Origin of the sequence: Parahalioglobus pacificus, assembly GCF_014652275.1 — a bacterium.
In the GTDB taxonomy this organism is placed as follows: domain Bacteria; phylum Pseudomonadota; class Gammaproteobacteria; order Pseudomonadales; family Halieaceae; genus Parahalioglobus; species Parahalioglobus pacificus.
Genome location: NZ_BMYM01000002.1, coordinates 43,096 through 61,544, shown reverse-complemented (window position 1 = coordinate 61,544; position 18,449 = coordinate 43,096). Strand labels below are relative to the sequence as shown.

The 18,449-nt window shown below is 56.8% G+C and carries 15 protein-coding genes; 6 read left to right on the top strand and 9 right to left on the bottom strand.

Translation table 11 applies throughout. From position 1 onward, the window contains the following. The first annotated feature begins 85 nt into the window (after nt 1-85). Nucleotides 86-1,111 carry a UDP-glucose 4-epimerase GalE gene (galE, locus tag IE089_RS09025; RefSeq protein ID WP_189477495.1) on the top strand — a complete coding sequence of 342 codons (1,026 nt, stop codon included), beginning with the start codon at nt 86-88 and terminating at the stop codon, nt 1,109-1,111. A 5-nt stretch (nt 1,112-1,116) separates the two neighbouring features. On the opposite strand, the gene IE089_RS09020 is transcribed toward galE, so the two are convergent. The 7 genes from IE089_RS09020 to IE089_RS08990 form a co-directional block, all read right to left on the bottom strand. Next, entirely contained in the window at nt 1,117-1,959 is an 843-nt protein-coding gene (locus IE089_RS09020; RefSeq protein WP_189477494.1) for a symmetrical bis(5'-nucleosyl)-tetraphosphatase, read from the bottom strand. A 14-nt stretch (nt 1,960-1,973) separates the two neighbouring features. Then, nucleotides 1,974-2,909, bottom strand: coding sequence for a UDP-glucuronic acid decarboxylase family protein (locus tag IE089_RS09015; protein ID WP_189477493.1), 936 nt, complete (start codon nt 2,907-2,909; stop codon nt 1,974-1,976). Between the two features lie 33 nt (nt 2,910-2,942). Further along, complete coding sequence (rsmA, locus tag IE089_RS09010) at nt 2,943-3,725, bottom strand: 16S rRNA (adenine(1518)-N(6)/adenine(1519)-N(6))-dimethyltransferase RsmA (protein ID WP_189477492.1); 783 nt, start codon at nt 3,723-3,725, stop codon at nt 2,943-2,945. 61 nt (nt 3,726-3,786) lie between these two features. After that, nucleotides 3,787-5,604, bottom strand: a complete 1,818-nt coding sequence (locus IE089_RS09005) for a hypothetical protein (RefSeq protein WP_189477491.1) — start codon at nt 5,602-5,604, stop codon at nt 3,787-3,789. Between the two features lie 84 nt (nt 5,605-5,688). Next, a complete protein-coding gene (gene pdxA, locus IE089_RS09000) occupies nt 5,689-6,675 on the bottom strand; it encodes a 4-hydroxythreonine-4-phosphate dehydrogenase PdxA (protein WP_189477490.1) in 987 nt (328 codons plus the stop codon). Nucleotides 6,676-6,684: 9 nt separating this feature from the next. After that, a complete protein-coding gene (locus IE089_RS08995; RefSeq protein WP_229802694.1) occupies nt 6,685-7,962 on the bottom strand; it encodes a peptidylprolyl isomerase in 1,278 nt (425 codons plus the stop codon). Next, nucleotides 7,952-10,348: an LPS-assembly protein LptD gene (locus IE089_RS08990; RefSeq protein ID WP_229802693.1), complete on the bottom strand. Its 2,397-nt coding sequence runs from the start codon at nt 10,346-10,348 to the stop codon at nt 7,952-7,954. The genes IE089_RS08995 and IE089_RS08990 overlap by 11 nt, the downstream gene beginning before the upstream one ends. Before the next feature lie 151 nt (nt 10,349-10,499). Here IE089_RS08990 and IE089_RS08985 point away from each other — a divergent pair, with 151 nt between their 5' ends. The 3 genes from IE089_RS08985 (at nt 10,500) to rpe (ending at nt 13,056) form a co-directional block, all read left to right on the top strand. Further along, complete coding sequence (locus IE089_RS08985) at nt 10,500-11,525, top strand: aminoglycoside phosphotransferase family protein (protein ID WP_229802692.1); 1,026 nt, start codon at nt 10,500-10,502, stop codon at nt 11,523-11,525. 25 nt (nt 11,526-11,550) lie between these two features. Next, complete coding sequence (murU, locus tag IE089_RS08980) at nt 11,551-12,273, top strand: N-acetylmuramate alpha-1-phosphate uridylyltransferase MurU (protein WP_308428846.1); 723 nt, start codon at nt 11,551-11,553, stop codon at nt 12,271-12,273. Between the two features lie 111 nt (nt 12,274-12,384). Continuing rightward, nucleotides 12,385-13,056 (top strand): ribulose-phosphate 3-epimerase, encoded by a 672-nt coding sequence (rpe, locus tag IE089_RS08975; protein WP_189477488.1) that lies wholly within the window; start codon nt 12,385-12,387, stop codon nt 13,054-13,056. A gap of 73 nt (nt 13,057-13,129) precedes the next feature. Here the strand turns inward: rpe and IE089_RS08970 are convergent, their stop codons facing one another. Beyond that, nucleotides 13,130-14,872: an ArnT family glycosyltransferase gene (locus IE089_RS08970; protein ID WP_189477487.1), complete on the bottom strand. Its 1,743-nt coding sequence runs from the start codon at nt 14,870-14,872 to the stop codon at nt 13,130-13,132. Between the two features lie 288 nt (nt 14,873-15,160). Here IE089_RS08970 and trpE point away from each other — a divergent pair, with 288 nt between their 5' ends. Then, nucleotides 15,161-16,639, top strand: a complete 1,479-nt coding sequence (gene trpE, locus IE089_RS08965) for an anthranilate synthase component I (protein ID WP_189477486.1) — start codon at nt 15,161-15,163, stop codon at nt 16,637-16,639. Between the two features lies 1 nt (nt 16,640). On the opposite strand, the gene IE089_RS08960 is transcribed toward trpE, so the two are convergent. Next, nucleotides 16,641-17,747, bottom strand: coding sequence for an acyltransferase family protein (locus IE089_RS08960; protein ID WP_189477485.1), 1,107 nt, complete (start codon nt 17,745-17,747; stop codon nt 16,641-16,643). A gap of 105 nt (nt 17,748-17,852) precedes the next feature. Between IE089_RS08960 and IE089_RS08955 the strand changes: the two genes are divergently transcribed. Beyond that, entirely contained in the window at nt 17,853-18,431 is a 579-nt protein-coding gene (locus IE089_RS08955; protein WP_189477484.1) for an anthranilate synthase component II, read from the top strand. Nucleotides 18,432-18,449: the final 18 nt, after the last annotated feature.

Below are 18,449 nucleotides of genomic sequence, written 5' to 3'. Positions count from 1 at the left end.
TCGCCGTCATGCGAATTAGCGCTGGAACTGGCCGTGGCGGTCGGTAAAATTCGGCCTTGTCTTGATTCAATCGGTAGGGATTAGTTTGGCAACGCAGTCGATTTTGGTAACCGGCGGGCTGGGGTACATCGGTTCACACACGTGTGTGGCTCTTGCGTCGCAGGGTTATCGTGTGGTCATCCTGGATAATCTGAACAACTCGCACCGCGCCGTCCTGGATCGGCTTGAGCGAATCACGGGTCAGTCTTTCCAGTTCGTAGAAGGAGATGTTCTGGATCAAGCGTTGGTGGCATCGCTGCTCGAAGAGTTCGACATAACTGCGGTCATCCACTTTGCCGGGTTGAAGGCCGTCGGCGAGTCAGTGGCCAATCCGCTCAAGTATTACCGCTGTAATGTAGAGGGCAGCTTGAGTGTGTTGCGTGCAATGCAAACGGGCAAATGCCGCACGTTTGTGTTTTCGTCTTCGGCTACGGTGTATGGAGAGCCGGCTGAAAACCCAATGAGGGAAACCTTCCCGTTTAACCCACAGAACCCCTATGGCGACACGAAAGCGGCCGTTGAGGTTGCCTTGAAGCGCCTTATTGAAGCGGATCCTGAATGGAACATAGCGGCGCTGCGTTACTTCAATCCTGTGGGTGCCCATGAGAGCGGGCTTATTGGTGAAGACCCGCAAGGCATCCCCAACAATCTGATGCCCTACGTTGCACAGGTGGCGGTCGGGCGACGTGATGAGCTCGCCGTTTTTGGTGATGACTACCCCACCCGCGATGGCACCGGTATCAGGGATTACATACATGTGATGGACCTCGCCGAGGGGCACGTTGCAGCGCTTGAGTATTTAACTACCGAGGGTGGTTACCTCCCCGTGAACCTGGGTACGGGCCAGGGTGTCAGTGTGCTGGAAATGGTCACTGCGTTTGAGCAGGCAAGTGGCCAGACCATTCCCTATCGAGTGGCGCCACGTCGGCCTGGCGATATCGCGCAATATTGGTCCGACGCATCACTCGCGGCGAAGACGATCGGATGGCGAGCCATACGCTCGGTCGATGATATGTGCAGGGATACCTGGCGGTGGCAATCAAGCAACCCGCAGGGGTTCAAAGAGCCTTAACCCACTCAGTCCTTGCATCGCCCGTTTTTGCAACGGCACCGCACCCACTCGCCGGTTTCTAGGGCGTACAACGATAGGTGCCCGCCCCACACGCAACCCGTATCCAGGCCGATAGCATTGGGAGTGTCCGTTCTGCCTTCCAGTGAGGCCCAGTGGCCAAACAGAATTTTGTCGTGCGCCGATTTGCGCTTGGGTTGGCTAAACCAGGCAGATACCTTGTTTATGCCTGCCGATTTGAGCGCCTGACTGTCGGGCTTTGTGCCCTTGCTGACCAGGTCCAGTTTTCCCTTCTTGCTGCAGTAGCGCATACGTGTAAGGTAGTTGGTGATCACCCGAAGGCGAGTGGTTCCGGTTAAGTCATCAGACCAAACAATGGGTTCATTCCCGTACATGTCATGCAGAAAATCCAGACACTGCGGGCCGGTCAATGCAGCTTCAACTTCGCGAGCAAAGCCTGCTGCCTCCCCGACGCTCCACTGAGGTGGGATGCCGGCGTGCACCAACGTGTGATCGTGTTCCTGGTAAACCAGGGGCTGTCTTAGAAGCCAGTCGATCAAGGTTTGCCGGTCCTTGGCGGCCAGGATCTTGCGTAAAGTGTCTGATCGGGAGGGGCGCCTGGCGCCCGCAGCCACTGCGAGCAGATGCAGGTCGTGATTACCCAGTACCATTTTTATATTATCGCGCCGCTCATGGAACCAGCGCAGGGTTTTCAGGCTCTTCGGCCCTCGATTGACGATATCTCCGGCAGACCAGAGCACATCTTTATCTGGGTTGAATTTCACTTGTCGCATTAGGCACTTCAAAGGCTGGATGCAGCCCTGTAAGTCCCCTACAACATACGTGGTCATCGTCAGGACTCTGTCTAACGGCGGAAATAGGCAATGGTGTGTTTCAGCCCTTCTTGGAGGGGTACTGAAGGCTCCCATCTCAAGACGCCTCGCGCCTGTGTGATGTCGGGTTGGCGCTGCATTGGATCGTCGCTGGGTAGGGGGTGATAGGTTATCTGTGAGGATGAGCCAGCGAGACTGATGACCTGCTCAGCCAGTTCCTTGATGGTAAATTCTCCGGGGTTCCCCAGATTGATTGGTCCAGTCACATCATCGTCGCTGGCCATGAGGCGTATGAAGCCATCTATCAGATCATCAACATAGCAAAATGAGCGTGTTTGGCTGCCATCGCCGTAAATAGTGATGGGCTCATCAGCCAGCGCCTGCACGATAAAGTTTGATACCACCCTTCCGTCGTTGGGGTGCATGTTGGGTCCGTAAGTATTGAAGATTCGAGCCACCTTGATGTTTAGACCGTGTTGGCGGTGGTAGTCGAAGAACAGTGTTTCCGCGCAGCGTTTGCCTTCATCGTAGCAGGAGCGAATACCTATAGGGTTTACATTGCCCCAGTAATCCTCTGTTTGAGGGTGAACGGAGGGGTCACCGTAAACTTCGCTGGTGGAGGCCTGTAGAATCTTGGCGTCAATGCGCTTTGCAAGCCCCAGCATATTGATGGCCCCATGCACCGATGTTTTTGTGGTTTGCACGGGGTCGTGCTGATAGTGAATGGGTGAGGCCGGGCAGGCGAGGTTGTAAATTTCGTCGACCTCTACATACAGCGGGAAAGTCACATCGTGACGCATCACCTCGAAATGAGGGTGATCCAGCAGGTCCAGAATGTTGTCTTTGGTGCCAGTGAAAAAGTTATCGACACACAGGACGTCTGCACCTTCTGCAATCAGTCTCCGACACAGATGAGAGCCTAGAAAACCGGCGCCGCCGGTGACAAGTACGCGTTTGCGATGATGCATAGTAGAGAAAATGTCAGCAGAAGTAGAAGCTGACTATGAAGCCCCAATTGCCCGTGTGAGGTCAACCAGTTGTTGCAGCGTCAGTGTTTCAGCCCTAGCCCCCGGGTCGATACCGGCGTCAATCATCGTGGTTTCGCTAGTGATTTGCTTGAGGTTATTTCTTAAGGTCTTGCGCCGCTGAGCGAATGCAGCAGTGACGACCTTGCGTAAGGCGTGTTCATCACACTGCCAGGGGTTAGTTGTGTAGGGTACTAACTTCACCACGGCAGATTGCACCTTCGGCGGTGGATAGAAGGCCTCTGGTGGTACGACAAACAGCTGTTCAACTTGGCAGTGGTACTGGGCCATGATGCCCAGCTTGCCCCAATGTTTGTTACCAGGTTGTGCTGCGAGACGCTGCACCACCTCTAACTGCAGCATGAAGTGCATATCCTGAATAACGCCCGCCGATTCCAGCAATTTGAATATCAACGGTGTGGAAATGTTGTAGGGCAAATTGCCAACGATGCGCATTGGCTTTTCTGCAATGGCCAGCTGGGCAAAGTCGAACTCAAGGGCGTCTGCCCGATGGAGCGTAAATCCAGGGTAAATACTGAAGGCGGCGAGTAGTCCGGCGTGCAAGTCCCGATCGAGTTCGACCACGTCTAAGCGACAGTCGGCGCGCACCAGTGCCTCGGTTAGGGCACCTTGCCCAGGGCCAATTTCTACGAGATGATCACTGCCAGAGGGCGCGATAGCCGACGCAATACTGTTGATCACTCCCGCGTCTTGTAAGAAGTTTTGACCAAAACGTTTGCGGGGTATGTGTTTATCCACGGTCTATCACCGGCGCAGTATGTCCCGATTATCCAGATACCAGCGGCAAGCGTCCCCCACGTTATCTGACTGCAGCGCGCATGGCTTCCCACGCACGCAATCCCCTCGAAAAACCCTCAGCCATTGCCTTGAAGGTCTCCACTGGTGGTGCTTCGTCTTCAGATTCCAAACTCGCTGAGGAGTGTACTTTCCCAAGCGCCTCCTGTACCTCCTTAACGCCGCGTTCAAGGTAGGCCTGCCAGGTGTTTGAAGGCAACTCTTTGGCTTGTTCGAGTTGGCTACCGAGGAAGGTCAGATACTGGGCGTGGCTTTGCCCCAAGGCTGCTCGGTAATCCAGCTCTAACTCGGTAGACTCTCTCTCGGCGAAGCGCTGTGCTTCGTCGGCCAAGCGTCGCAGTTTTTGCTGAGGATTGGCGGTGTCCTTGTAGTCCACCATGCCGTTGAGGTGCGAGGCGAACAGGTTGATTCCTCCTTTGCCGGCAATTGGCTCACGCATACTGGGGCGTTTACGCCCGCCCACAGGCAGGTGTGGCACGCCCCAGGGGTACTCCAGGGTGGTGGCATCGTGATGCATGTACTCCACCATCGCTCCGAACAACAAATCCTCTGCTCGAAATGCCGGGAAGTAGGGCGGTAGTAGCTCTGAGTTATCCAGGCCGGTCATCTGTGACATGAATGCTTGCTTGACAATGCTGGGTGTGACATTGCCTAGCCAGATCATGCCTTCCTCAACTGCGGCGGTTATTCCGTGTGGCGCTGTAAGTAGCCTTGCAACTGAATCGGGCCTCAGGTTCAGCACCCAGTGTGCGCTGCCCGTTCCCGTGTCACCCCAAGAGCCGCACTGGGTAATGATGACCTTGCCATTGGGGCGCAAGACATTCGCCATGGTCGCATTTGCGCCAAGCAGTTCCTTGGCTTCCAGTGGGCCACCATAGAGTTGCTGGATGGCAGTGCCCAGGGATTGTCCCAGCACGCTGGCGTGTCCGGTTAACGCATCAAAGGGCGCCGGCTCCATCGAGCGCTGCATCTCGGCGTCATTCTGGAAGAACACGGCCTCTCGGGTGCCACTGCCAAAGGCCATTCCCGTATCGCGCATGGGCGGCAATACAGCCTCACAAATAATGTCATCGTCCATCACGATGGCGCGGTAACCCACGCTGAGCAGTAGCGCCAGGGTGCGAGAGCGGCCATAGGTCTTGTAGCCTTGCCAATGTGCCGGGTCTATCAGGAAGCGTATGCCATCTTCATGCTCGGGCAGTTCGCTGCACAGTTTTTCCAGCAGCTCTGCCTGCTCTTCGGCCCCGAAGTACTGCATGTCCTTGGCGCTGCGAATGTTAAAGCCGTGCACCAGATCGCGGTTTTTCGCCTGATTGTCTGCAGAACGCGAATCGTCGACCAAGTAGAGCGATTCGTGCTGGCTGAGGTTGCCTGCGCGCAGCATGGATTCCAGCAAGCGCTCCACTGCTTCAGGGCGATCACAGGTAATCACGAAGGCCCGAGTAGGTGCCAGTTCCAGTGGTTGCGGCTGATTGAGTCGCTTACATACGCTACCCGCGTGTAGCAGCATGCCCAGGTCATCCAATTGCTTGAGCGTTGAGCGTGCCAGTTCTAGGTTGCCTTGAAGCTCAGGCCGGGTATCGGCCAGCATCTGCGCGTGCTCATCCGCCGTTTTAAACAGGCCACAGTAAGTCAGCGCGTCCACGAGGTTTGGGTTCAACAACTGCTGGTTACCGTTCTGGCGATTGATCACCAACGCCATCTGCTCATTGACTCGAATGAGATCGCAATCGGTGAATGCCACGGGCACAGGTGCCGGTGCATCGGTCGCCGGTTTTGGGTCATTGTTGAGGCTATAGGAGATGTTTACGCCGTCGGTCATTAACAGTGTCTCGCAGAATGGCAGATGCAGTGTAAGAGGGTGGATAGGTGCTGTAAACGCGGCTTTGTTAGCTCTGTGGCACCGTCAGTCGGATTCTTCCGAGAGCTGTATGGTGAGTGTTATCGCCGTCTGGAGGCTGTCCGGCTTAGCATCACCAGTGCCCGCCAGCGTGAGTGCAGTGCCGTGGTCTACCGAGGTCCTTACGACAGGCAACCCCAGCGTGACATTCACCGCTTCACCAAAGCCCGCGAACTTGAGAACCGGCAGGCCCTGGTCGTGGTACATGGCCAGATAGGCATCGGTCTCAGCGCGTATCTCCGCATTAAACGCGGTATCAGCGGGCAGCGGGCCATTGAGGTACATACCCTCTTTTCGTAGCGCATCCAGTACCGGGATGATGACGTCTATCTCTTCTCTCCCCAGGTGACCACCTTCGCCGGCGTGGGGGTTTAGCCCGAGCACGCTGATGCGGGGTGAGGTTATCCCAAATTTCCCCTGTAAATCGCTGTGTAATATCTGAATAACGGACTCCAACAGCGTCGGTGTGATCGCACTGGGCACCGCCTGCAACGGCAGGTGGGTAGTTGCCAATGCAACTCGTAGGTTGCCTGAGGCGAGAAGCATCACCACTTGCTCGGTGTTGGTGGCCTGCGCCAAAAACTCGGTATGGCCAGAGAAGGGAATGCCGCCGTCATTAATGACCGACTTTTGCACCGGTGCTGTCACCATGCCCTGAAACTCACCGGATTGGCAGCCCTCGACGGCTCTTTGAAGTGTAGTAACGACACAGGCGGCATTGGTGGGATCGGGCTTCCCTGGCTGAACGGGTGCGCTCAGCGGAATAGTCGCCACGGGCAAGGTGCCGGGGGAGTGCTCTTTGATGGGGCGGTTAGCGTCGTACTCGGCGATGGATACCGGTATGCCTAGTTGCGCCGCTCGGTCTCGCATAAACGAAGGGTCGGTAATCGCTACCAACTCAGCCGGCCAATGCTGCTGCGCAATAGCCAGCACGATATCTGGCCCGATGCCTGCCGGCTCTCCTACGGTAATGGCGATGCGCGGCAGGCTCATGGTGTTGGTTTACTTGATGTCGACGAAGGCTTCTGCGCGAATTTTACGCAGCCAGGCATCCAGCTCTTCCTGGTACTTGCGGCCGTGCAGAAACTCACGAATGCGCGCTCGCTTGGACAGCTCGGTCATATCCTCATCGCGACGGTCTAGCACCTCAATGATGTGCCAGCCGAATTGGCTGCGCACCGGGTCAGAAATCTGCCCGATCTCGGTGGAATCCATGGTGTTTTCAAACTCCGGTACCATTTGGCCAGGGTTGGTCCAGCCCAGGTCGCCCCCCTCAGATGCGGAGCCGATGTCGTCGGAGTAGGTCTTGGCGAGTTCGGCGAAGTCTTCACCGTCCAGCGCGCGCTGCTTCAACTCCACAGCTAACTCTCTGGCCTGTTCGTCCGTCTGAATCTCTGAGGTTTGCAAGAGGATGTGCCGCGCCTTGGTCTGTTTCACCATCTGTTCGCCGCCGCGTGTGCCGGCCATTAACACCAGGTGAAAACCGCTGGCACTTTGCACCTTGCCGACTTCGCCGCGTTCCAACGTGGGCGCGATCTCAGTGAACATGCTGGGCAAGTCGTCCAGTTTGCGCCATCCCAGGTCACCCCCGCCGAGCGTATAGGGGTCGGTGCGGCTCACAGCCGCTTCATAATCACCGCCTGCTTGAACCTCTGCCAGCAGCTTGTCGATATACGCTTCCTTGGCTGCGACGCTGGCTGCGTCTTCACCGGGGGATACAGGCAGCAGTGCCTGCAGGATGCGATACTCGGGCTGGATCATCTTCTGGCCTTCTTCAGTGGCCATGAAGTTATCGATCTCCTGATCCGAAATTTCCACTTCGCGGTTAACGTTGCCTTGTTGTACCCGCTGTACCACGAGTTCGCGCCGGATTTGCTCGCGCATAGCCGGGTAGGAGCGTCCTTCGCCTTCCAATGCCACCTTGAACTGGTCCAGCGACATGCGGTTCTGTGAGGCAATCCGGCCCATTGCGGCATCAAGTTGGGCGTCGGGTATGCGAACGCCCACACGATTGCCCATTTGCATCTGAATACTTTCCAGAATCAGCCGATCCAGTGTGTCGCGAATGAGCTGGTCCTCGGCGGGTAGCTCCATGCCCCGGGCCTGCATGCCCTCGGTCACGATGGCCAGCCGCTCACGCAGCTCACTGGCCATGATCACATCGTCATCAACAATAGCCACCACCTGGTCCAGCATTTCAGTGGCTGCCAGCGCGCTATGTGCGCCAGCCATCAGCCCAAACGACAGCGCCGCGCCCTGCAGCAGTGCTTTAAATTTCACGTTCTTCAAACCCTCGAATCAAATCGCCCAGCAGATTCTCTACGCGATTTCCAAAGCCGCCCATGCCCTTAAGTACGATCTGGAACTGGGTGGAATGTTCCCGTTCCAATTCGGGATCGGTGAAATCGGGAATCTGGCCGGGGATAGTGTCGAAATAGCGTAGATGCAGCAGCCGGAACTTCCAGCAGCAGCTATCGTACTCGATACCCACCATGTCTTCCACGCTGTCCTGCGCCTCTATGCTGTAGGCCCAGGAGACGAAAAAGCTCCAATTGCGGCCCATAGGTATGTAAGCGGACAGGTTGGCCTGCTCAGTGGTGCTCGCCAGCGAGGTCACGGTAATGGGGCGTCGATAGGAGTAGCCCACGTTGTACACCGCGCCATTGCCGGGCTTGTAATTGACATTGAAGTTGCCCGCGTTCGTATCGCCTGAGTAGGGGTCGTACTGGAGGTTGCTGCGCAGGGACAAGCGGTCATTGGGGTTCCAAACCAGCTCGCCTGCTAATTCTGAGCCCGATTGTTCCAGCGGTGGTGCCACCGGGTTCAGGCGCACCTCCCGGTCCTGGAAATAGAAGATCTGGCCCACCGAGGCACTGAACTGCTCTCGACCAGTGTCTTCGGAGATGAATCGGGTTGTCAGGCCCAGCGACAGTTGATTCGCATCATCCAGGCGATCGCGCCCTGAAAAACGCGTTTCCCGGAACAGCTGATTGTAGCTGAAGGTGAGCTCTGCGCTGTCAAAGTCCGGTTGATCGGTTTGGTCATCAAACTCGCTGTACAGGTAGTAGAGGCGGGGTTCCAGTGTTTGCAGCATGCCCTTACCGGCGATGCTGGTAGAGCGCTCAAAAAATAGGCCGCCATCCAGATTCACCAGCGCAGACCCGGCAGAAGGGGTTTCCTCCGTGAACCGGCCCTGAGGGTCAAGGTCGTATTCCAACTGGCGGTACTTGGCCGTGGGCCGCAGGAAACCGAATTGCCAGAGCATGGGATAAGTCACGCCGGCCTCGGCATACACCCGTTGGCCAGTCACGCGATCCTCATCGGTATCGAAATTGGAATATTGCACCAGCGCGATGGGGTCGAACTCAAAGGGCGTGCGATCACCGCGATACTGGGCCGTTAGCTGAGGCAGTTTTTTGTAGTCGTTGTTGATGTCGTCAGCCAGAGACTGGAACTGCTGCACGTCCAGGTCCACCAGCCACTGGTCGCCCAGATAGTCCACCGATCCCAGCTGTAACAGCGCCGTTTCGCGGCGGTTGTTAATACTGGCGGTATCCAGGTCTTTCACATAGTTGGCGTCAGAGGCCTTGCTGTAGTTCACCTGGGTGCGCCAGCGCTGGGAGAACAGCCCGTTGTGATTGACCCGTGCTAACCATCGATCGGGATTGCGGTCCTCGAGTACCTCACGGGCATATCGCTCATCATCGGCCAGATAGGCGCCGCCTGCCTGCCAGAACCCGATACGCTTATCCATGTACCGGCCGTCAAACTCGTGGTTGGTGCCGCGCTCATCAATATATCGCGGGGTATAGAGCAGGTCGTAGTTGGGCGCCAGATTGAGGTAAACCGGCGCCGAGACGTCTAGGCCGCCGCGTGTGTCACTGCCAATGTCCGGGAACAGCAAGCCCGTTCTGCGCCTGTCATCCAATGGGAACCGCAGCCAGGGGAAGTAAAAGACCGGCACACCCCCCACATCGAACTTGGCGCCTTTTGCTGTGCCGATGCCTTCTTCGGGGTCCAACTCCATGGAGTCGGCGCGCAGCACCCAATCTGCATCTTCGGGTGCGCAATAAGACACGGTGCCATTTTCTACGAAGACCAGGCCTTCTTCGCTGCGCGCAAGGCCGGTAGCCGTGCCCCTGAGGTGAAGGTCGTGCAACACAAACTGGCTGTTGTCGATAATGGCTTCGCCGGTTTTCGGGCGAATTTCTGCCCGCTCGCCTAGCATAACTACGCCAGGTTCCCGCACTTCAATATTGCCTTCGAGTACCGCGGTGCGTTCTACCCGATCGATGATTGCCCGATCGCTGGACAGTTGGCGGTAGCCCTGTGTAACCCGCACCCCGCCCTCGAGAAATACCTGGTTGCCGCGCATCTCGGAACTTCGTGCACTGGCCTCAATATCGGCAAGGTCAGGCTCTGGCCCGTTCTTCTGGTCGGCCAGCGGATCGATGTAGCGACCATCGCAGTTTTCACAGCGCCTGTCCCGCAGCTCCTCAGGCACCTGACGCAGCTTCACCCAGTCCAGCTTGGCCGGCTCAATCACGATTTCGCGTATCTCGTCTTCCTCCGCCCACGCATGGGTAGCGCCACACAGCGCCATGGAGAGTGCGAGCGGCTTGATAGAGGAGACTAGTCTGCGATGGTTGGCGGGTGCCGGGCTCATGTGCTGATTGTTATGTCGGCGTAAGGTCGAATGATAATGCATCGCCGTGCGATTGCGGTGGAAAAATTGGCAGAATTTGCGATGCTCCTGTGGTGCCCGCGCAGGGTATCTGTAGACTGCGCGAATGTTGTCGTAATCGGAAAGCCTTCAGGTGACAGACCGCGATCTACAAACAATGGTCAACTGGGCTGCTACAGAGCTGCATCTGCCAGTCAGCGAGTTTACTGTCGCGCCTCTCACCGGTGATGCCAGCGCCCGGCGCTACTTTCGGTTAGCTCATTCTGATTCCTCGTGGATGCTCGCAGATTCACCCCCTGAGTCTCAAAAGAATGCCGAGTTTCTGGCAATACGCGATGCGCTGGCGTGTGCCGGTGCGCGGGTGCCGAATTTGCTGGCCGCGGACGCGGGGAAGGGGTGGCTGCTGCTGGAAGACCTGGGCGACGAGCTCCTGCTACCCACGTTGAGCAAAGAAACAGTTGATGATGCTTACTCCGATGCGATTGCGCTTCTGAGTCTGTGCCAGCGGGTGGCGCCGGCTGAACTGGCACTACCTGCCTATGATGAGAGCTTGCTCACTGAGGAATTGAGCCGGTTCGACGAGTGGTTTGTGGCCGCACTGCTTAAGTCTAATGCGTCGGCCGCCGGTCATTCGGCGATGGGTGGCTTGTGGCATTGCTTAGTTGAGAGCGCCCTTGAGCAGCCTAGTGTCTTTGTCCACCGCGACTTTCACAGCCGTAACTTAATGCGCCTGTCTGACTCTTTGCTGGCGGTTATTGATTTTCAGGATGCGGTGTATGGCCCCATCACCTACGACACAGTGTCCCTGTACAAGGACTGCTATATCCGTTGGCCGCGCGAAGCTGTGCTGGCATGGGTGAAGCGAGATCACGCTCGCTTAACGGGACAAGCCGCTCTCAGTTGTGATTCGGGTACCTTTATACGCTGGTTCGATTGGATGGGCCTGCAGCGCCATATCAAGGTGCTTGGCACCTTCGCGCGGCTGTACCTGCGAGATGGCAAGGATGCTTATCTTAACGATCTGCCGCTGGTGGTTACCTACGTCAGGGAGACGCTGGCGATGTATGCGCCAACACATCCCGAGTTTGCGGCCTTCTCCAGTTGGTTCGAGGCGGAGCTTATGCCAGTGATTCAGCAGCAAGCCTGGTATCGGGGCTGATCATGGAGCGCGCACTGTGAAAGTCATGATTCTCGCTGCTGGGAAAGGTGAGCGGATGCGTCCGCTCACCGACAAAACACCAAAGCCACTGTTGCGGGTGGGCGGTATGCCGTTGATTGAGCACCATATCCGGGCGCTTGCCGCTGCGGGTTTTGGTGAGATCGTGATCAATGTGGCTTATTTGGGCGACCAGATTGTGGCGTTCTGCGGCGATGGCGCGCGCTGGGGTGTGTCGATTCAGTTTTCCCGCGAGGATGAGCCGCTGGAAACTGCCGGGGGCATTATCAAAGCGCTGCCGCTGTTGGGCGAGCAGCCCTTCGCGCTCGTGAATGGAGACGTGTACACGGACTACCCGCTAGCGCAGCTACGCCGGGTTCTCCCAGCCACCGCCGGTGCGCACCTGGTGCTGGTGGATAACCCGGAGCAGCACCCTATGGGGGATTTTTGCCTGGCCCTTGAACCAATTGGTCGTCCATCGATTGCGGATGAAGTCCCAACCTCTGGCCATGCAGTGGTGGAACGGGCAGCCGACGAGATTGGTCTCACTTATTCAGGGCTGGGCGTCTACTCGCCCGGTCTGTTTGACGGCTGTGAACCGGGGAAGCGCCCTTTGCGGCCGTTGCTCTCTCGCGCTATCAGTGACGGGCGACTGACGGGTGAGCATTTTTTGGGTACCTGGGTCGATGTGGGAACGCCCCAGAGATTGGCGGAATTGGATGCGCGACTTGGTAGCCGCGCAGAAGACTAGGCACTTATTACCGGGGCTCGGCAGGATTGCGAGGTGAGTGCGTGGTTTCGCGCTGCGGGGTAAAATGTCACCAACGAATCGCCTCTACCACAATGCCACAGGAACCTACCCATGGCCGAGTACCTGATCGCCCCCTCCATTCTCTCTGCTGACTTTGCCCGCCTGGGTGAGGAAGTCGACAACGTACTCGCGGCGGGCGCAGATATTGTGCATTTCGATGTGATGGACAATCACTACGTTCCCAACCTGACCATTGGGCCCATGGTCTGTTCTGCGCTCCGCAAGCATGGCGTCACGGCCCCGATCGATGTTCACCTGATGGTAGACCCGGTAGATCGGTTGATTGTCGATTTCGCTGAGGCCGGCGCGAGTTTTATTACCTTCCATCCGGACGCTTCTACTCATGTAGACCGTTCACTGCAAATGATCCGTGATGCCGGCTGCAAGTCCGGCCTGGTGTTCAATCCTCACATGAGTCTGGATGCGCTCAAATATGTGATGGACAAGGTCGATATGATTCTGCTGATGTCGGTGAACCCTGGCTTTGGTGGCCAGTCGTTTATTCCGGCAACACTGGATAAATTGCTCGAGGCCCGCGCTTTGATCGATGAATCGGGATTCGATATCCGCTTGGAGATCGATGGCGGTGTTTCACCAAAGAATATTGCTGAAATCGCGGCTGCGGGCGCCGACACCTTTGTAGCCGGGTCAGCCATTTTTAATCAGCCAGACTATGCCGCGGTGATTCAGCAGATGCGGAGTGAACTGGCGACAGTTGGGTAGCCGTTAGGGTGGCGCTTTCATAAGGGTTTTGTGCCCTCCGTAGGCTGCTTTCACGTGAACGAGGGCTGGACTGTTATTGCGAATCGGGCAATTCGAACACCCTGGCCCTGCCCTGATCCCAGCTTCCAGCTTCGAAAACTCTCAACTGCTTTGCTCCGACCCTTTGTAGGAAGCGAAGGACACTGTTCCCCTCTGATTGCTCTGAATAGGCTGGAATGCCAAAGCTTGCTGCCAGGTCGATAGTCTCTGGTGTGCCCCACCTGTGATCGTACTGGTACAGGCTGACCATAGTCGGTGGACGCCTAAGCTGACCGGTGGTCCAAATGACGAATTTGATCTGTTTCTCCCGCACCAATTGGGCGAGGCCAGTCCCTGTGTGATCGAGGCGGTAGATGGCGTCATCACCGAAGTAGGCATCTGTTTGTAATGCGCGACGACCGGGCGCATAGAAAACGGTAGATGGCACAACAAGGAGACGGTTCTTTTCATTGACCCGATCCTTAAGCGCCGTGTGGATATTGCGCCAGTGATTCCAGTAGGTTTCTGTATCGTAGTTGGCAGAAATGCTGAGTCGATAGATTGAGCGTTCCCAGTTTTCCGGGCTTGGCAGTTCAAATTGCGGAAACTCATGCCCGAAGCGTCGATTCGCTACTTTGAAGTCATGGTATGAGCTGAGGTTACTACCCACTGTTACTAGAGTGACAAGAGCTAGTGTTAAGCCTTGCGTCCAGGGCCTTTGCAGAGCTAGCGCAGGCGCCCAGCACAGCACTGTTAGCCAGAGAGGCACCAGTGGCAGCACATTACGCGGGAAAAGGCTGGCGAAGAAAAGAGAGTATAGGGCGATCGCTATAAGTGGCGTACCGATCAGGAAGATGGCGAGGATGCGCTGTTGAAGGTTTAGCCGATCTGATTGAGCTGTCTTGATGACCAGTAAAGCGCTCGCAGCCAGAATAAGAACAGCGCTTACCCAGGAAAAGCTCCCCACGAGCGCAACAGTCAGATTACGCCCCACCCTTTCAAGCATCGTAAACAGTATGGTGGGCGCCTCGCCAGCACTGGCCGAAATGTCCGCGACTTCGGCCGAGCCTGCACTTAGCAGCAGGACGACCCCAACCAAGGGCGCCAGTGCTGCCAGCGCAGGCATAAGCAATGACGCCAGCCAGGCTTCTTGCCTGATCCATACACTGTCCAAAAGCAGTGTCAGGCAAAAGGGCGTCGCCAGTAAGATCAATTCTTCATGCGTGAGGGTGGCCAGTAAAATGCCCAGCCCTGCGCCAAAGGCCCATGCACTGCGTGATCTGACACCATTTCTCTCTATGCTGGCGCACAGACTGATCGCCGCAAGCAAAACGCAGGTGGTTGAAAGCACATGCGGCAGCTCTATGCGGGCCGCCCAAAGCGCCATTGGTGTTGCGGCATAGACAGTCGCTGCTGCGATGGTGACCAGCCAGCGGCGACTACTAAGCCACGCTAATAGGCCAACTAGAACGATATTGAGTGTATCGATGCCGGCATTGGCCCATTTGATGGCGTAGTCAGTGTGGCCGAGCAACTGCAAGGCGGCTGTATTGAACGCCAATAGCACAGGGCGGGACACTTTGACGCTGTCTCCAATAGAAAAAACGAAGTGACCCCGAGACCAGTACTCGGCGAGCGTGTAGTAATAAATGGTGTCATTGCCACCAATGCCGACCTCGGTCAGGCCTACGAACCGCACGAAGCCTCCCACGAATGCAATGGTTGCGAAGCAAAGAAGTGCAAGGCGGGGAGAACCCACAGGTAAGGTGTTGGCGCGGGAACCTGAGGACTGAGTCACGGTGTAGATTCCATTACGCGATCGGCTGATAGGAGTGAACATCGTATCAGCCAGCCATTGGCCAGTCAGGTGCAATGAGCGGCTTACGCAATGACAAGCTCACTTGGCTCGGGCTTGCCATAACCAGCCTTGGGGTTATCATGCAGACTCCACAAACGGGAGAGTGCTGTGATCACAGCCCTGTGCACAGGCATCGAAAACTGGTCGATGCGAGAGGTGACTTGTTGGCGATGGTAGCTAAGCCATAGTCACGTCCATTTTTTGCGCACAGTTTCCCGAGGATTCCCCATGACAGCCGAGTCATTCGCCGCCCTGGCAGCGCAGGGCTTTAACCGTATTCCGGTCAGCACGGAAGTGCTCGCCGATCTTGAGACACCGATCAGTGCTTACCGCAAACTGGCCGAGGGGCCGTACTCGTTCTTGTTTGAGTCAGTGCAGGGGGGAGAGAAGTGGGGGCGATACTCCATTATCGGGTTGCCCTGCCGCCGCATCCTGAAAGTCTTCGGCAATCGCGTTGAGCATTACGTTGATGGCAACTGTGTGCAGCAGGAAGAGGTCCCTGACCCACTCGCGTATGTAGAGAACTATCAAGCACGGTACCGTGCAGCCGAAGTCGACGATCTGCCCGTGTTCCACGGCGGACTGGTGGGTTACTTTGCCTACGACACCGTGCGCTATGTGGAACCACGGCTTGCGGACAGTGTCCCCAGGGATGAATTGGGTACGCCGGACATTCTGTTGATGCTGGCTGACGAAGTGCTGGTGTTCGATAACCTTGCAGGGACGATCCGCCTGGTGGTCAACGTAGATCCCAGTCAGCCTGAAGCGCTGGCAACCGGTGAGGCGAGGTTGGCATCGCTGGCAGCGCGGCTGCCGCAGCCTATGGAGCCCTTGCCTGCGGTTTCACTGACGGGCGCAGACAGCACTCATCTGGAAGAGCAGGCCGTTTCGCATTTCACCCAGCCCGTGTACGAAGACGCGGTAAACACTGTGAAGGAGTACGTACTTGCCGGTGATGTGATGCAAGTTGTGCCCTCCCAGCGCATGTCAGTGCCATTCACTGCCGCGCCACTCAATTTGTACCGGGCCCTGCGAAACCTGAACCCGTCGCCCTACATGTACTTTCTGGATCTGGAGGATTTTCACATCGTGGGCTCTTCGCCCGAAATTCTCGCCAGACTGGAAAAGGGTGAGGTGACTGTGCGCCCGATTGCGGGCACTCGCCGAAGAGGGCACACGCCTGACGAAGATGATGCCTTGGAAGCTGAATTGTTGGCTGATCCTAAAGAGATCGCAGAGCATCTGATGTTGATCGATCTGGGCCGAAATGATGTTGGCCGGATTGCCAATACCGGTTCGGTTGAGCTCACTGACAAAATGGTGGTCGAGCGGTATTCGCATGTGATGCACATCGTTTCCAATGTGACGGGGCAACTGAAGCCGGGCAAGTCTGCGATTGACGTGCTGCGAGCGACGCTGCCCGCGGGAACGCTGAGTGGAGCCCCCAAAATTCGTGCGATGGAGATCATCGACGAGTTAGAGCCGGTGAAGCGTGGCGTCTACGGGGGTGCCGTTGGCTATATCTCCTGGGCGGGTGACATGGACACGGCGATCGCCATCCGAACGGCCGTCATCAAGGACGGCCAGCTCCATGTTCAGGCGGGGGGTGGTGTAGTGGCCGACTCTGTACCGAAACTGGAGTGGAAAGAGACCAAGAACAAGGCGCGGGCTATGTTTCGCGCCGCCGCCATGGTTACAGAGTCTTAGCCTATTGTTGGTTGCTTCCCGGAAGCATTCGCGTCTTAAGTCTGTGAACAGTCGCCATGACATCTTGCTTGCGCGCAAGCACGGGTTTTTCCACCCAGTGCCAGGACAGCCATGCCAGGGCGAACACGATCGGTGTGGACACCAGGGTGTTCATGTAGGGACCCTCGTGCGGCAAATACATCCTCACCAGCTGTTGCACCGGCCAGGCGTAGATATAAATTCCGTAGGACAAATCCCCCAACCGGCTGTCGAGGTCCATGTGCGGCGTGCGGTATGCCAGGTAAAACAACAGGTAAGTGAATGCCGCGGGGAATACGTACTGGGACCAGGGCGTGCCAAAGCTATAGAAGGTTGCGAATGCAGCGGCCAGCGCCAGCCTGCCGTCGAGAATGATCTTGTCGCGATTCAGATAGAACAGAACGCCCACGGCAAAGAACAATGCGGGCCGTCCAAAGCGTGCATTGAATCCCAGCAGGGGCAGGTCGCTGTAATGGTAGAAGCCCAAAACAATCGCGGCAACCAGCAGCAGGTTGGCCAGCCCCCGGTAGTGCACCAGATGGAGCAGCCCCGCCGCTGCCAGCAACAGGTAACAGCGCACCTCAGCGGTGAGGCTCCAGAGCGAGCCATTGACGCCGGACATCGGCAGTTCCTTGAAAACGCCAGGCAGGTCGAACTGCATCTGGAAAAAGGCCGCGGCATTGTACAGGTAGCTCAGCGTGCGCGGATGTTGCAGGTAAGTGCCGAGGTCCAGGCTTGTCATCAGGGGCCCCAGTACATAAACCATGGCCAGTACGCACAGAATCAGCGCTGGAAAAATCCGGAGCACGCGGGAAATCGTGTAGTCCACCACGCCTCTGCGTATCAGGCTGGCCGCAACCAGGAAGCCGCTGATCGCAAAAAAGCCATTAACCGCCAGTTCGCCAATCCATATAGAGCCCTGGAAAATCTGGTTCAGCGGATCTCGTACTCCGGGCGCACGCACAATAGGAAAGCTGTGGCCGTAAAGCACCAGCCAAGCCAGTGTCATTCGAAGAACGGTGAAATTGTTTTCTCGGTTGCCGTCGAAATCTATGAGCGCGCGGCCCTGGGCCTGCGGTGTAGTGGGCATGAGCGTACTGCCGTGTCCTTGTCTTTTAACGTTCTAGGGAGGGATTCATGCGGCAATCGCGGTACAATCCCTGCCCGCGCCTGACCTCAGGGATGCCACAATAACATGCTGTTAATGATCGACAACTACGACTCTTTTACCTACAACGTGGTGCAGTACCTCGGGGAGTTGGGTGCCGATGTGAAGGTGGTGCGCAATGACGAAATCAGTGTTGCGGACATCGCCGCACTGGCGCCTGAGAAGATCGTTGTATCGCCCGGCCCCTGCACGCCTAATGAGGCTGGCATTTCCATGGCTGTTATCGAAGCCTACGCAGGCAAATTACCCCTGTTGGGTATCTGCCTGGGGCATCAGAGTATTGGCCAGGTCTTCGGGGGTGAAGTGGTCCGCGCCCGGCAGGTGATGCACGGCAAGACCTCACCCATACATCATTGTGGTGAGGGCGTTTTTGCGGGGCTGAGCCAGCCGTTTGAAGCAACCCGTTATCACAGTTTGGTCGTAGAAAAGGCATCGTTGCCTGACTGTCTTGAAATCACAGCCTGGACAGAAGCGGCAGATGGCGAGATCGACGAAATCATGGGGCTCAGGCACAAGACCCTGCCCATTGAGGGTGTTCAATTTCACCCTGAATCCATATTGACCGCACATGGACACGATTTGCTTCGAAATTTTCTTGAGCAGTAAGTACTGAGGAGTTTTACC